12 protein-coding genes and 1 tRNA gene are annotated in these 15,303 nt (G+C 50.0%); 6 read left to right on the top strand and 7 right to left on the bottom strand.

The window, feature by feature from the left end; genetic code table 11:
• The first annotated feature begins 132 nt into the window (after nucleotides 1–132).
• A complete protein-coding gene (locus ACYVJM_RS18450; RefSeq protein WP_461149704.1) occupies nucleotides 133–1,371 on the top strand; it encodes an ABC transporter permease in 1,239 nt (412 codons plus the stop codon).
• Between the two features lie 34 nt (nucleotides 1,372–1,405).
• Here the strand turns inward: ACYVJM_RS18450 and ACYVJM_RS18445 are convergent, their stop codons facing one another.
• The gene (locus ACYVJM_RS18445; protein WP_461149703.1) at nucleotides 1,406–4,144 is read right to left on the bottom strand and encodes an ATP-binding protein; all 2,739 of its coding nucleotides are present in this window, start codon (nucleotides 4,142–4,144) and stop codon (nucleotides 1,406–1,408) included.
• Between the two features lie 151 nt (nucleotides 4,145–4,295).
• Between ACYVJM_RS18445 and ACYVJM_RS18440 the strand changes: the two genes are divergently transcribed.
• A tRNA-Leu gene (locus ACYVJM_RS18440) sits at nucleotides 4,296–4,379 on the top strand.
• A gap of 366 nt (nucleotides 4,380–4,745) precedes the next feature.
• Nucleotides 4,746–5,174 (top strand): response regulator, encoded by a 429-nt coding sequence (locus ACYVJM_RS18435; RefSeq protein WP_461149702.1) that lies wholly within the window; start codon nucleotides 4,746–4,748, stop codon nucleotides 5,172–5,174.
• A 185-nt stretch (nucleotides 5,175–5,359) separates the two neighbouring features.
• Here ACYVJM_RS18435 and ACYVJM_RS18430 read toward each other — a convergent pair whose 3' ends face one another.
• The gene (locus tag ACYVJM_RS18430) at nucleotides 5,360–5,527 is read right to left on the bottom strand and encodes a lmo0937 family membrane protein (protein WP_148562557.1); all 168 of its coding nucleotides are present in this window, start codon (nucleotides 5,525–5,527) and stop codon (nucleotides 5,360–5,362) included.
• Nucleotides 5,528–5,989: 462 nt separating this feature from the next.
• Here ACYVJM_RS18430 and ACYVJM_RS18425 point away from each other — a divergent pair, with 462 nt between their 5' ends.
• The 3 genes from ACYVJM_RS18425 (at nucleotide 5,990) to ACYVJM_RS18415 (ending at nucleotide 8,946) form a co-directional block, all read left to right on the top strand.
• On the top strand, nucleotides 5,990–7,612 hold the full coding sequence (locus ACYVJM_RS18425) for an NADP-dependent glyceraldehyde-3-phosphate dehydrogenase (RefSeq protein ID WP_461149701.1): 1,623 nt from the start codon (nucleotides 5,990–5,992) through the stop codon (nucleotides 7,610–7,612).
• A 63-nt stretch (nucleotides 7,613–7,675) separates the two neighbouring features.
• Nucleotides 7,676–8,707 carry an ABC transporter ATP-binding protein gene (locus tag ACYVJM_RS18420; RefSeq protein ID WP_461149700.1) on the top strand — a complete coding sequence of 344 codons (1,032 nt, stop codon included), beginning with the start codon at nucleotides 7,676–7,678 and terminating at the stop codon, nucleotides 8,705–8,707.
• A gap of 59 nt (nucleotides 8,708–8,766) precedes the next feature.
• Nucleotides 8,767–8,946 carry a hypothetical protein gene (locus tag ACYVJM_RS18415; protein ID WP_461149699.1) on the top strand — a complete coding sequence of 60 codons (180 nt, stop codon included), beginning with the start codon at nucleotides 8,767–8,769 and terminating at the stop codon, nucleotides 8,944–8,946.
• Nucleotides 8,947–9,029: 83 nt separating this feature from the next.
• On the opposite strand, the gene ACYVJM_RS18410 is transcribed toward ACYVJM_RS18415, so the two are convergent.
• The 5 genes from ACYVJM_RS18410 to ACYVJM_RS18390 form a co-directional block, all read right to left on the bottom strand.
• A complete protein-coding gene (locus ACYVJM_RS18410) occupies nucleotides 9,030–9,992 on the bottom strand; it encodes an AAA family ATPase (protein WP_461149698.1) in 963 nt (320 codons plus the stop codon).
• A 161-nt stretch (nucleotides 9,993–10,153) separates the two neighbouring features.
• A complete protein-coding gene (locus ACYVJM_RS18405; protein ID WP_461149697.1) occupies nucleotides 10,154–11,533 on the bottom strand; it encodes a peptidylprolyl isomerase in 1,380 nt (459 codons plus the stop codon).
• A gap of 140 nt (nucleotides 11,534–11,673) precedes the next feature.
• Nucleotides 11,674–14,070: a peptidylprolyl isomerase gene (locus ACYVJM_RS18400; protein WP_461149696.1), complete on the bottom strand. Its 2,397-nt coding sequence runs from the start codon at nucleotides 14,068–14,070 to the stop codon at nucleotides 11,674–11,676.
• A gap of 92 nt (nucleotides 14,071–14,162) precedes the next feature.
• Nucleotides 14,163–14,864, bottom strand: a complete 702-nt coding sequence (locus ACYVJM_RS18395; RefSeq protein WP_461149695.1) for a hypothetical protein — start codon at nucleotides 14,862–14,864, stop codon at nucleotides 14,163–14,165.
• Nucleotides 14,865–14,897: 33 nt separating this feature from the next.
• Entirely contained in the window at nucleotides 14,898–15,236 is a 339-nt protein-coding gene (locus tag ACYVJM_RS18390) for a n-acetylglutamate synthase (RefSeq protein ID WP_461149694.1), read from the bottom strand.
• Nucleotides 15,237–15,303: the final 67 nt, after the last annotated feature.

The following is a 15,303-nucleotide window of genomic DNA, read 5'->3' as shown; positions in this document are numbered from 1 at the left end:
ATAACGAAAGATACACAAATATTGTGCGAGAAAATATAGACGAACGAGCGAATGCGTGAAAGAGCGGAAAAACTAAGCGTATAAGTCTACGCATTTCACGCATTCGCTCGATTATCTCTTCAGCTTTACTAGATGAACTTACTCGAAAATATACGGGAAGGTTTGCGCTCAATTGCGGGTAACCGCTTACGAACCATCCTGACCTCACTCATTATCGCCATTGGCATCACCTCACTGGTTGGAATCCTGACGGCTATTGAGGGCATACAAAGCTCGGTTAACAGTAGTTTTGCCGGACTTGGCGCCAACACATTTAACATTGTGGCCCGGCAGGATGCCTTTCGGCGGGGAGGGCGCATACAACGGCAGGATGCTCCTATTGACTATTTCGACGCTATTCACTTTAAACAGCGGTTTCCTTACGGGGCTACAATTGCCGTTTCGAGCGTGGTAACGGGGGCTGCACAAGCCAAATTCGGCTCAAAAAAAACGAATCCCAACGTCCAGTTGATTGGTATTGACGATGTTTTTCTGTCGGTGAAAGGCTACACCCTCCTCAGCGGCCGAAACATGACGCAAAACGAGTTGCAGTATGCCCGCAATGTGGCCATTATCGGGAGTGAGTTAGCGGGTACATTGTTTGAAAAGAAAATAAATCCGCTTAACCAGCTAATTCGGGTGTCGGGGGCGCAGTACAAAATTGTGGGCGTGCTGGAAAAGAAAGGTGGGTTTTCGGGCGGGGGCGACGATCGACTGATTCTTATTCCGCTCGATAATGCCCGCGCTCTGGCAGGAACCCGAAAACTGTCATTTGATATTACGGCCTCGGTACCCAGCGTTGCCGATCAGGATGAAGCCGTTGGCGAAGCGCGCGGAGTAATGCGGTTAGTACGGCAGGACCCGCTGGGGCAGCCCGATTCGTTTGATATCGAGCGAGCAGATGAACTGGCTAAGGAAACCGAAAACATTACCGGTTACCTCCGGATCGGAGGCTTTGGCATCGGATTTATTACCCTCCTGGGTGCCGCTATTGCGCTGCTCAATATCATGCTGGTGTCGGTTACTGAACGAACCCGTGAAATTGGGATCCGAAAATCACTTGGTGCAACGCCCAAACGTATCCGGGAGCAGTTCCTGATCGAGGCTATCGTTATCTGCATTCTCGGCGGGTTAGGGGGGATAACCCTGGGGCTCGGCATTGGTAACCTCATTGCCACGCTTGTCAGCCAGGGTAAAGGAAGCTTTGTTGTGCCCTGGGTATGGATGGGGCTTGGTATTGTCGTTTGTGTAACCGTCGGCCTTTTTGCCGGTATTTACCCCGCCGTACGTGCTTCTAAACTCGATCCCATCGAAGCCTTGCGGTACGAGTAAACTACCTAACCGGATGCCTGCTCTGGCGAGCCGGTCATGATTCAATTAGTGGCAGAAATACTGTAAATGTAGAGCCCAGGCCTGGCTGACTGTGCGCTACAATGGTACCTCCATGGTTTTCGGTTACCTTGCGGCATATGGCCAGACCAATTCCCGTTCCTGAGTATTCATTCCGACCGTGCAGCCGTTCGAACAGATGAAAAATCTGCTCCTGGTATTTTTCGTCGAATCCAATGCCGTTATCTGAAATATCGATAGCGACCCATGAGCGCATTGTTCGATCCGGTACGAATGCAGGCACTTCCTCTGGCGAAACCATCTGTACCCGAAACGTTATTTCGGGAGTTCTGTTTAAGGGAATGAATTTCAGAGCGTTACTAACTAGATTCTGAAATAACTGCCGCAACTGACTCCGATTGCCATTGAAGCAAATCAAGGGGTATTTAGACTCGTCCTGAAACAGTAGACGCGCCTTCTTTTCGTTAATAACCAACTCGAGGTCGCTCAGGATTTCGGCCAGTATCCGCTGGAGGCCAATTGGCTCAAACGCTTTCAGCTCGGCGGTCAGTCGGGAGTAAGTCAGCAAATCGCGGATCAACTGACTCATTCTGTCGGCGGCTGATTGCATTCGTTTGAGCATCATTCGGCCATCATCCGGCAACAGGTGGCCGTATTGGTCGATGATCAAATTGCCAAATGACTGAATTTTGCGCAGTGGCTCCTGTAAATCATGGCTGGCTATGTAAGCAAACTGCTCCAGGTTATGATTGGAATGGCGTAAGTCGAGGACTACCTGCTCTGCGTACCGCAGGGTTTTGCGAAGGAGTGTATTGTCGTGCGCTACGACTACAATTCCGTCGTCCTGTTTAACGACTGAAATGTCGAACCAGCCATCAACAGCCCCATCGCTGTAGTACTGTTCAAATCGTTGGGTTTGCCCTGTTTCGACTACTTCGATATAATGGTCAAAAATGCCGGACGATTTTAGACTCGGGAGTACCTCCAGCATGGTCCTGTGCTGGGTTTCTTCAATTGGGTGGCCCACCAGGCGGGCATTTGCGTCGTTCTGAACCAGGTAACGGAAGTCGATAATTTGATTCGTCTGATCTCTGATTGCTTCAAACAGGACGATGGGAGTCTGGCATCCATCCAGAATACTCTGTAAGATAGCGGCCCGCTGTTTGGCCAGCGATTCGGCTTCTTTCCGCTCGTTGGTGGTTACGTATACCGAAATGAGTCTGTTCGCATCAAGCCGGTTGATCCAGTTGTCGGTGTAATTGCTGTGCCCGTCGAATGTATAGTGTGACTCAAAATGCTGAGGCTGGCTACTTTGTAAAGCTGTACACAAGGCATCCCAATGGGTTGTGTGTATAGTATCCGGAAAAAGGGAGAGCACCGATTGGCCAATTAACTGCTCACTGCTCATCCCGGTGTCTTGCAAAACCGTCTCGCTAACACGAACGTACCGAAAGTCAACAGGATGGCCGGCATCATCCCGTATCGCTTCGAGGACCGAAAGGCCGTTGGTCATCGTTTTCAGGACTCCGTCAAAAAGCTGGGCCTGCTCCTCAATTTGCTGTGTAGCCGAGTAAATCTGACTAATGTCGTTGAAGGTGGCCACAAGTCCATCGCCAAGCTTGCTCACGGTAGCGTCGAACCACTTCCCCAGGGTAGGAAAGTAGTGCTTCCCGCGAAAAAGTTGTCCTGATTCATAAACCGATACATATTGATCCCAAAGGCCGGTGTTTTTCGTATCGGGGTTAAGCGAGGTTAATAAACGGCCAACGATATTTTCTTCCGTGCGGTAAGAGGCCCTTAGTGAAGCATCATTGGTTAGTACTACCCGAAAATCGGCCAGTTTTCCGGTATCGTCATGGACGGCTTCGTAGACCATGATCGAACTCAGCGAAGTACTAAGTACACCATCCAGTAGTTCGTTCTTTTTGCGCAGGGCTTCAGCATCGAGCCGCATCTGGGTAATGTCATTGAGCAGGATGATGATGTTGTCAGCATCCATCCGTGTCATTGACAACTCCAGGTGTTTATTAATAGGTTTGGCGAAAAAGGTAGTTTGTAAGGGCTTACCCGTTTGTAATACGTCGATGTAGGCAGCCATCAGGCCCGACGGTTTGAACTCGGGGTTAAACTCGCTTACAGTTCTCGTAAGTACCTCGTCTTCTGTAAACTGACCCAGCCTCAGAGCTGCCGGATTAATTAATGTTATCTTAAAGTCAATGATCTCACCAGAAGCGTTTCGAATGGCTTGTTCAACGGTAATACTGTTTGGCGAGGTGTCGAGCACACTTTTAAGCAGTAGTTGCTGTTCTGTAGTCCGGCTAATCGTTTCTTCGAGTACTTTATTTTGTTGTTCCAACTGCAGCTCTGCTCGCCTAAGATCGTCGATGTCGCGAATAGTTGTAAAAAAACCAGTGCCTAACTGACGATTTTCAAACGAAAACCACCGATTTTTTTCGGGGATGATGTGCTCAACATCAAAGGGAAGTTTCCGTTCCACCACCTGCCTGAAATTCTCTTCGTGTTCCCGCGCGTAAGGTGCCCGCTGGAATAGGGACAGGTTCATCAGTTCCTCATGGGTATGACCTGTAATGGCCAGCACACGCTGATTATAGTACACCGTCTGATAATCGATAATCGTACCCAATTTGTCGTGCACCGGTTCATAGACGATAATGCCGTTGGGTAAGTTGTCCACTAAGCTAGCGAAAAGGAACGGGGAGGGGGCAGAGGAGGGTACCAGTCTTGAGGTGGTCATGAGGAACGTTGTAGTACGGTAAATTTAAGAAAACTGCACGAACGCACCGCTTCATTTTATCTCTAATTTTTATTTGCAAAAGCCATGTTAACGCCTTACTTTTGCACCCACGTTTGACAAACGCATCACGCAAGAGCGTGACGATTCTGTCGCCGGGATGGCGGAATCGGTAGACGCGATGGTCTCAAACACCATTGTCTGCAAGGACATGCCGGTTCGAGTCCGGCTCCCGGTACTTCTAAAGGCTTTAGATACTTGTTTTACAAGTGTTTAAAGCCTTTCTCTTTTGCTCTTTTCGTCGGTTATTTTTGATGCGACATACGAGCTTTTGGGTTTTAAACTGACCTGGTATTAGCCTGCGTAGAGCTAGTATCCCCTATACCGCAATCATCCCTTTTGTGTATAGCAGCGCCCGACAACACGGTATAAACAAGCACACTAGAGCAACTCGTATCTTCAGAATTGCTCCAGAATCATCAAATAATTTTGATGCCCAGTTAAACCATTGTATTGCTATACTAATCTCATCAGTTTAATGGCCTGTTCTTCATTGACGGGTTATTTTTTTGACGTTTAATCTGTTCTAGCTACAAATCATCCATTGGTAAATCGTTCCTTATCTATTTTGGTCGTAGAGGCCAATCCCGATCATCATTTACTTATTGGCTACAGTTGTCAAGTAAACAAGTTTCAGGTAAAACCTATTTTTGCCACAACTGTAGAGGAGGCACTGGATTATCTGAACGTATACGCCAATGACAGGCAGTTATTTCCTCAGCTAGTATTGGTGGACATTCTTCTGCCCCATCCTGAAGCCGGACTACAGTTAATCAGAGATATCAGGAGGTCGTATCCTCGTTTGCCTATTGTGGTATTGAGCCATCACCAAGACCAGGTCGATATTCAACAGGCCTATGATGTAGGGGCCAATTCGTTTATCGCCAAGCCACTCAACTTACTGGATTGGGAAGAACATTTTCAAATTTTACTTTCTTACTGGTTAAATGTCGTTACCCTGGCTCCCTCTTGACCAACTGTTTCAGGAGTTATAGAAGCGGCTTGAGCCCTGGTGAAAATGTTATCGGACGAAGGGATTTACCGGACCTGCGGGAATAACTAGAAGATCATTCCATACTCATTTAACGCAAAAAAGCCGGGGGCAACAGTTAAGTCGCCCCCGGCTTTTTTGCGTTAAATGGAATCGTTAACGACAACTCACACGCCCCGTCCTTGAATAAGACGCAGGATGATTGCAATAACCGCAATGACTAACAGAATGTGAATCAGACCGCTGGAGGCAATTCCAGTTCCTAAAACGCCCAAAAATCCGAGTAGCCAGATGATAATCAGAATCACCGCAATGGTGTATAATAAATTGCCCATGGTATTTATTTAATTAGTAGATGTTCGAAGTTCTAACTCGTACACTTTCTAAACGTTTAGAAAATTGAGTGAACGGGCAAACATATATGTCCTTATACGTAGAACAAAAGGGGTAGTATATAGAACTATTTGACGTACTTATGGCAACTGGTCCAAAAATGAAGACTGGCTGAACCTGCGGTCGATACATGGACTTCTTAATTTATTATATTTTGTTAATGCGCTGATTTTTAGGGTAATGTAGGAGATTGTGGGATAAAAATGTTTTCTAAATAGGTGGCTTCTTCGCCTGCGAAAGGAAAAGGTTTACCCAATCAGTGTATTTATTGCCGGATGATTTAGCGTGTACTTTTACCTGCTCGATGTCTAGTACAAATTGCACAACTTTGTTTGTGACAAGATTGGAATTCGGTGAACGAATGGCGACGTTTGCTTCCGTTTCTTTTCCATCTTTCCTCAATAATGGCTAATTCAACTCTTTTTCAACTTTTCCCGTCGGATGACCGGATTCCTGCCGAATACCGTATCGAACCGATTCACCAGCGCGAATACCTGCTCAACGGCGAAATGCGCCGGTGGGACGGTCCCGTATCGGAAGTGTATTCGCCCGTCTGCATCCCCGATAAGAATGGTCTCCTGCAACGACAACTGGTGGGTAGTTTTCCCGTTACAGGTCCTGAAGAAGCACTCGAAGCACTCGAATCGGCGGTGGCTGCCTACGATAACGGACGGGGCGAGTGGCCCCAGATGTCGGTGGCGGGGCGCATTGCCTGCATGGAAACATTTGTCGGGAAGATGCTTGAACAGAAAAAACTGGTCGTGAACCTGATTATGTGGGAAATCGGTAAAAACCTTGCCGATGCTACCAAAGAGTTTGACCGGACGGTAACCTATATCTACGACACCATCGATACGCTAAAAACGATGGACCGAAATTCGTCACGGTTCCGGATTGAAGAGGGTATAATTGGCCAGATCCGACGGTCGCCCCTGGGCGTGGTGCTGGCCATGGGTCCGTTCAATTACCCGCTCAACGAAACCTACACAACGCTCATTCCGGCTATCCTGATGGGGAACACCATCCTGTTCAAGACGCCGAAGCATGGCTCTCTTTTGCATTATCCCTTGCTCGAAGCGTTCCGTACCAGTTTTCCCAAAGGCGTTGTCAATTCACTGTATGGCAGAGGAGCCAATGTCATTCCGCCCGTTATGCAGTCCGGTAAAGTAAACGTCCTCACGCTGATTGGCTCCAGTCGGGTTGCCGATGAACTCCAGCGGCAGCATCCAAAACTAAACCGGCTACGGTCCATTATGAGTCTGGATGCCAAGAATGCCGCCGTTATCCTGCCTGATGCCGATCTGGATGTAGCCGTCAAAGAGTGCCTTTTGGGTACACTTTCGTTCAACGGGCAGCGGTGTACAGCCATCAAGATCATCTGGGTCCATCGCTCAGTTGCCGACGAATTCCTGAAACGCTTTAGTCCGGAAGTGAGTAAGCTAAAACCCGGCATGCCCTGGGAAGCCGGTGTGCAGATCACCCCGCTTCCCGAACCAAACAAGACGCAGTACCTGACAGACATTATCGCCGATGCCAAAGCAGGGGGCGCGTCTATTATTAATGAGGGCGGGGGCGAAACGGAGGCATCGCTGTTTGTGCCGGCGGTCGTCTCGCCGGTTAAAGAAGGGATGCGGTTATACCGGGAGGAACAGTTTGGTCCCGTTATTCCGGTGGTTGTATTCGACGACACCGAAGAGTTTATCGACTACCTCATTACGGACGATCATGGCATGCAGGCGAGTATTTTTGGTACCGATACCGAAGAAATTTCCCGATTAATTGACCCGTTGGTGAACCTGGTAAGTCGGGTGAACATCAACGCCCAATGCCAGCGCGGACCCGACACGTTTCCCTTCACCGGCCGTAAAGACTCGGCAGAAGGTACACTATCGGTCGAAGATGCCCTGCGGTCCTTCTCAATCCGGTCGGCGGTAGCTACGAAAGATACCGCTACTAACAAAGCGATTCTGAACGACATTGTGGAGCACCACAAATCTACATTCCTGAGTACGAATTTTATTTTTTAAGGAAATCTCCACCCGACCGTCGATGCGTTGAGCTACGCTGGTCGGGCAGGAGTTCACACGTAAATGGCTGACCGTTCCGGTTGGCACTACATGCTTACTGCCACCAAACTTTCCAAAGTCTATTCGAACGTTACGGCGGTTCGTAATGTATCGCTATCGCTCGAGCCGGGTCAGATCATGGCCCTTGTGGGGGCCAGCGGCTCGGGGAAAAGTACGCTGCTGAACCTGTTGGCAGGTATGGCCGATCCGGATACCGGCATGGTCAGTCTGGATGGCGAACGGGTAGCGGGTCCTTCCGACGTACTGGTGCCGGGTCATAAGGACATCCGGCTTGTGCATCAGGAATACCAACTGATGCCCAATGTCTCCGTCCGGGAGAACATTCGGTATGCACTTCGCTTTTTTGAGAAAAGCTACCGCGATTTCCGGGTCGATGAACTGCTGCGGCTGTGTCGCCTGACGGAGGTGCAGGATCGCGTACCCCGGCAAATATCGGGGGGCGAGAAACAGCGCACCGCCATTGCCCGCGCCATTGCCGACCGACCTGCGGTGTTGCTGCTTGACGAACCATTCAGCCATCTGGACCTGCCCAACCGGCTCATCGTGCGCGATTTACTGTTCGATATGGTTCGGGAGGGAGCAGGTAATGGGCGTGCAACGTCCTGTCTGATCGTTACGCACGATGCTACCGACGCGCTTTCCATTGCCGATTCGCTGGGGATCATGCGGGATGGACGATTGATACAGCTTGGGTCGCCGACGGTTGTTTATCACCAGCCGCAAACCGCTTATGCCGCTCGAATGACGGGACCCGTCAATATCATAAAAGCCAGATACCTCCCTTTACTTGGCTTACCCGAGCCGACGAGTCCAAATGAGTTGATTTGTTTACGGCCCGAGCAGATTCGGCTAACTGAGGGCGGGGCCGTTGGTACTATTCGGGCGGTGTTTTTCAAGGGTAGTCATTACGAGCTGGAGATTGCTCTGTCGCGCTATGTGTTGCTGCGGCTGCTGACTATCCGTACCGATTTACGGGTTGGCCAGCAGGTGGGTATTCGTGTTGCGGATGAGGCCGTTTGGGCAGTAAAGTCATAATCTGGTCTAACCTTGACGGGTTGTTTTGGGTTGTATGGAAAACAAAACGACAACACGTTATGGAAAACAAAGAACAACCCCCCGGCGTAGACCAGCCTTCCGGTCAGGATGGCTTTCTGGTGAGTGAAGAAACCGAAAACGTAGATGCCTCCGGCGTTGATGACCACTCGACGGGTATGGGCGAGGGCGATAAAGATTATCTGGGTAAGACAAACCTGCGGGATAGGGACGACGAGTAAGGCTATCGTTTGATAAGCTATTGTCATAAAAGAAGGCCCACCGCTTTAGCGGTGGGCCTTCTGGCTTTATACAAAATGTACGCTTACAATAAGCGTTTGATCAATTGCTCAACGGAAATGCCTTCGGCTTCGGCCTTGAAGTTACGCACCACCCGGTGGCGTAAAATGGGCAATGCTACCGCCTTAACATCCTCAATGTCGGGAGAGTATTTCCCGTTTAGCAGGGCATTGCATTTTGCCGCCAGGATGAGTGCCTGAGAGGCCCGTGGCCCCGCTCCCCATTCCAGATATTGATTGGCATCGGAAGCGGCCATTTCGGTATTGGGGCGGGTTTTATGCACGAGTTTCACGGCATATTCAACCACATTGTCGACAACCGGCACCCGGCGAACCAATTGCTGAAACTCCCGGATTTCTTCGCCCGTAATAACGCGCTGAACATCGTATTTCTTATCGGAAGTCGTGCTTTTAACAATATCCAGCTCCGATTGATAAGACGGGTAATCCAGATAAATATTGAACATAAACCGGTCGAGCTGGGCTTCGGGTAGGGGATAGGTACCTTCCTGCTCAATCGGGTTTTGGGTAGCCAAAACGAAAAACGGCCGCCCCAGCCCATACTTCTGTCCGGCAATGGTAACCGAGTACTCCTGCATGGCTTCCAGCAAAGCTGACTGCGTTTTGGGTGGCGTCCGGTTGATTTCATCTGCCAGAATAATGTTGGCAAATACCGGGCCTTTGATAAACTTGAAATTGCGCTCCTGATCCAGTGTCTCGGAGCCCAGAATATCAGACGGCATCAGGTCGGGCGTAAACTGGATACGGTTGAAGTCGAGGTCAAGCGCACCGGCAATTGTTTGAATCAGGAGCGTCTTGGCTAAGCCGGGTACACCTACCAGCAGGCAGTGGCCCTGGCAAAAGATGGCCGTCAGCAGCAAACGAACCGTATCATCCTGACCAATAACAACTTTTGAGATCTCGTTTTTTAACTTCTGATAAGAGGCAGTAAGGGCTTCGGCAGCCGCAACATCCGAGGAGTAAGGCACAGTTTTTACAATTAAGAATGATGAATAAAACGGGGTTGCCCTCGCGGTGATGTGATAATTAGAACCGGCTCACCGTAAGACTAACGGATTTTGAAATATAAAGCGTGAAAGCTGTAATTCATAATCCAACACCGCACGCGTAGCCATGTTTTAATTTATCATCAATTTCCTCCTCCACTTAGTGTAGCGGCACTATTCTGAGTGGTGCCAAAAATACGACAACCATGAAATTCAGGGTCGACAGTAATGTACACATCGGCAACGGATTTCTTGAACCAATCGTCAATAGCCCTGTTTTTCTTATTGCTCAGGACAATAGCCTGTAGTTTTTCAAAATCCTTGGTATAATCGGCCGTATGGGGGGCAATCTTACTTTTGAAGTACAATATTCGTACCGCACTTTTTCCGTCTTCGGTACGGTAAGGTAACGGAACCGAAATAGCGCCTACTTTCATGGTGTCCAGCATCTGGAACAGCGCATACTCCATAGAGCCATCCATGGCCATACGGCTGCTGCCCGACTGTGCATCGCGCAGTAATCCACCGGCATCGGCGGTACTTTTGTCCTCAGAATATTCCTTGGCGGCCTTTTCAAACTTAAGGGAATCGAGTTGAATCAGGGTGCGCAGGCTATCCAGGTAATGCGTTGGCCCCGATATATCCAGACGGTTATAGTCGGGGCGGAGCAGAATGTGGCGGGCGTGGTATTCGGCACCGCGGGTTTCGATCAGCTGGATCAGGTGAAGGCCGAAATCCGATTCAACGACGTCCGACAATTGGTTCGGCTTTAGCTTCAGGGCCGCGCCTTCGAAAGGAGCCACCATCATTCCACGTTTCGCAAAGCCCAGGTCGCCCCCGTTCTGCGCTGAACCAACGTCTTCGGAGTTGTCTTTCGCCAATTTCGCAAAATCTGCACCGGCTTCCACCTGCTTCTTGATATCCAGCAGCCGTTGCCGCAATACATCTTTTTGTTCTTTGGTTGGCTTGGCAAAACGTACGATTTGGCCCACTTCCACTTCGGCAGGAATATAAGGCAGACTGTCTTTGGGAATACCGTCGTAAAAGCGACGCACGTCGCGGGGAGTTACCTTTACGTCGGTCGTGATTTTCTGTTGCATTTTTTGAACTACCTTCTGGTCTTTCACTTGCGACCGTAGTTCGCTTTTCAGCATTTCCAGACTTTTGCCGTAAGCTTCCACAATGTTTTTGTCCGAGCCAAACTGCTGAACCATGTACTGCATGCGAGAGTCGAGCTCGCTGTCTACGATTTTATCGTCAACGACAACGGAGTCGATTTCGGCTTTGGCCAGCATCATTTTGTTAATGACAAGGCTTTCCAGTAGCTGACATTTTTGTGGGGGCGTCTGGTTCTGGCCAACGTATGACTGATAGGCTTCTTCCAGATCAGACCGAAGCACGTAGTAGTTGTCGACTTTGGCGATGATCTTGTTCAGGCTAACGCCCTGGCCCTGCCCAAACGTAGGCACGGTCAGAAACCATCCTATCAAACCAATGAGCACACTGCTTATTACTTTTTTCATGATTTAAAGATAAGCAGAGAATGGTTGTTACTCTGCGTTTTAAGCATTTTTAAGACTGAAATCTATTGTGTTTTCTGCCTGAGAGAAGTCAGACTGTCCGGAAATCCGAACCTCGCTTTTCCGGACAGGGAATGAAACGGCTATTTGACCAGTTTTCGAAGCTGGTCTTCATTGACTTTCACCGGGTAAGTTTGCCGAAGCTGGGCCAGCCATTGCTTTTCGAGGGTGGTCTGGTATTCATTGATAACGGCTCCCCGTGCTTCGTCGAAAGTTTTGGCCCGCGCAGGTTCAATACGCTCAATCATCACAGAAATTGCCTTGTTGTCGCGGTGAAGCGTGGTTGTTCCGGCTTTCCACTGACCGATTGCATCCAGAAATGGATTATCTCCCTGTGCAAACAGGCCGGTAATGATGCTAACCGCCGGGGCGTCGGACAATCGTGTTGCGCCCGCCGGGTTGTCCGGCCGAACGGGACCCGCTGTTGTCGTGTACCTGCTGTTGAGGACTTTGGCGATGTCGTCTTTCGCATTACTAAAGTATTGAAACGACACATTGCGCTGGGCGTCTTTAACGGCTCCCGGCCGTACACCCTGAAAATCCTTTTCCATGATACGGCTCAGGGGAATGCCGTTCTTCTGCAAATAACTAACGACCGAACGAATCCGTCCCGCTGATACCGAGTCGGCTTCTGTGGCATCGTGGGAGCCGCTGACTTCGACTACATAATCGGGGTTGGTGCTCATCACCACCAGTACATCAAAGAGTGATTCACGCAGGTTTTCACTGAGTGCTGTCTGGCTTTTGGCAAAGGATAATGGGGCTGCCGACCGTCGAAGCTGATAAGGTGGCCGACTGCTCAGCATGCTGACGGCCTGTTTGAGCAGGCTGTCATTCTGAGCAACAACAAGGGTGGCCCTGGCTCGTTCGGGAAAGCGATACTTGTCTTTATGCTGTTCGAAGTATTGCCGCTGCCCCGTTGAATCGACCATCGACCGTTCCCAGACGTTCTGTTCCATCATTTGAGAGAGCAGAACACCATCCCGGATTTCGGTCAGTAACGCCCGGAACTCAGGTGATTTTTTGTCCAGATTCATTTCTTCGTTCGCAATCAACTGATCGCCAACGAAACGGTCGAACAGCCGGCGCATCGCAATCGCTGCCGACCCGCCAACCGGTTTATCCACTGCTGCCGAAGAAGCCGTCAAGGCCGGGTTTCGGGGTGGCTGCTGCCGCTGCCGAACGTAGGCGAAGAATTGATTTACCGTATAAGGCTGTTGGGCAATGGTTACCAGTGGTTTGTTTTGCAGCGTCGCATCAAGCGGCTCGGTATAACGCCACTGGCCGCGCAGGAGACTGCTGTCGGCTTTGGCAATTGCGCTCGCTAAAAGTGTTTGATCGGTCTGAACGGGATATTCTTTTTGTAGCCGTTGAACGGTAACCTGCCGCAGCACATCGGCACGGCTATCGGTCGTGACGCGCTGCCGCAGCGAGGGCGCAAGCGTCGTGAACGAGTCCAATCCTTTACGCTCGATGAGCTTGATGATATGCCAGCCGTAATTAGTTCGAACCGGTTTGGAATAATCACCGGGTTTGCTGAGCGCAAAGGCCGCATCTTCAAAGGCAGGAACCCAACGGCCCGGTTCAAATAGGGGTAACACACCACCATTGGCTTTGGACGTTGCATCGTCGGAGACCAGTCGGCAAACCTGCTCGAAGGAATCGCCACGCTGCAATTGGGCAAACGCTTTGTCGATCCGTTCCTGAGCGGCTTTTTGTCCGGATTCGTCGGCACCGGGGCTCATACGTACCAGAATGTGTGCTACACGCACGCGTCCCCGGCTCGGCCGACGGTTGTTTACTTTGAGGATGTGGTAGCCAAACCGCGTACGAACAGGCATCGAAATGCCATTAACGGGCGTTGTGTAAGCCGCAGTTTCCAGCGGATAAACCACACTGAAGGCGGCTATGTACCCCAGGCTGCCTCCGTTTTGAGCTGAGTTGACATCCTGTGAATTTTCACGCGCCAGTTTAGCGAAATCAGCTCCTTCCAGGGCCTGCTTGCGAAGCGATAGACTGGTCTGATACGCTGCGAGCGTGTCGCCGGGCTGAGCGTACTCCGAAATGGGTATCAGGATATGCGATACATTAACTTCTTCCTGCATACGCTGGTAGGCTTCGGCCGCCAGCGATTCTACCAACACTTTATCGGTCAGATAGGATTGCGCCAGTTGTTTGCGGTAGGTATTCATCTCCTCCCGAAACGCTTCCGTTGTATCACGGCCATCAGACTCAGCCGCCAGTACTTTTAGCTTAAGGTTTGTGTAAAGGTCAAAGTAACTTTTGACGTCGGTACGTTGGGTTGAGTCGGACGAAAGCTGGTTTTTGGTGAACGACTGAAAGAAATCGTCGGTCGTGAAGGCTTTATTGCCGAGCGTCAGAATAACGGGTTCCGGTGGTGTTTGCTGAACAACCGGAGCGGCTGTTTTACAGGCTGTTACAAAAAGGGCCAGTAAGATACCGCCTGTGAAATGGCGCATAGCGTCTCTAATAGGTGATTTTAAACGTATTGATAAAACAGTTACGGCAGAAAAAACATTCGGTATGTATACCCAACGTTGTCCGTATCACCTTATTGGCGTACGGGCTGGATTTTCACCGACTTAAGGGTAATGTCGTACTCAAGCCGATAGTCGAACGAATCCTTCAGATTCTGTCCTGTAAAGATGGCGGGTACCCGGATAAATTGCTGTTTTTTCTTTCGTATATCGGCTTCGCGCAGTTCAACACTGCTTTGGCCGAGGAGGTCATCCTGATCCAGTTTGTCCAGTAGTTGAAGCCCAACGCCCGTGGCGACCAGCCCTGCCGACACGTATTTTAGCGGGGTGAGCATTTCGGTTGCCGTCAGTAGCAAGCCTGCCGGAACCGCAATCAGGTTATGGATCTTTTGGATTTTTGCCATCGTTTGCCGTGCCTGGCTATAATCATCCACTTCGATCAGTACCAGTGAAGCCACGATCCGGCCGTTTTTGGGGAGGGCCAGGCTAATTGGTTTTGCCGGACTATGTTCGCCCGAAGCCGCCGTTTGCAAATTCAGTTGCTGCTCTTGCTGGATGGATTCTATACCCCAACCGCCATTCACAACGGCTACCGCTTTATTTTGAGCGTCGTAGCTGGTCAGGGAATAAGCCATCATCAACTCATCGCGTCGGCTGATGGTCTCTTCCAGATTTATGGCTTTTACCGAACGGGGCATCAATTCGGCAGTGAGCATCGGCTGGCGTACGCAACCGGTTAGCTGAACCAGGATGAAGAGGAATAAAAAGAGTCTCATGATGCTGTTGTTTCGGAAAGGCTTCTTTCCGGGTCAGGCGGGTATTTCTTCAATAACCGATTGGCCCGACGATTGATCGCCACTGGTCCATTGCCACTGCTCATGCAGACGTATTCGGCCGTCGGGCAATAACTCGGGTGTCGACAAACAACGACCTGTCATCAACTCATCCTGTGTATTCACGTGTTCATACCGCATATCAAGGCTATTGTCGGGTTGAACAACCGCAATCAGAAAGCCTTTTACAATACTTCCGCCAGCATACTCGGCCCAGACAAGTTTGTCCTGCTGGTGGTAGTGAAAAAGCGTTTCACTGCTTACTTCACCATTGTTGGTGTTAGTTACGGATCGGAAGGTTTTGTTGTCGTACACGTTTTTGGGATGTAGAGTGTAGGATGTATGATATAGGCTGTATGATGTAGGCTGTATGTTGGTAAAT

This window comes from Spirosoma pulveris (assembly GCF_054781875.1).
The sequence above is the reverse complement of the archived record's forward strand: the minus strand, read 5'-3'. Positions and strand labels throughout refer to the sequence as shown.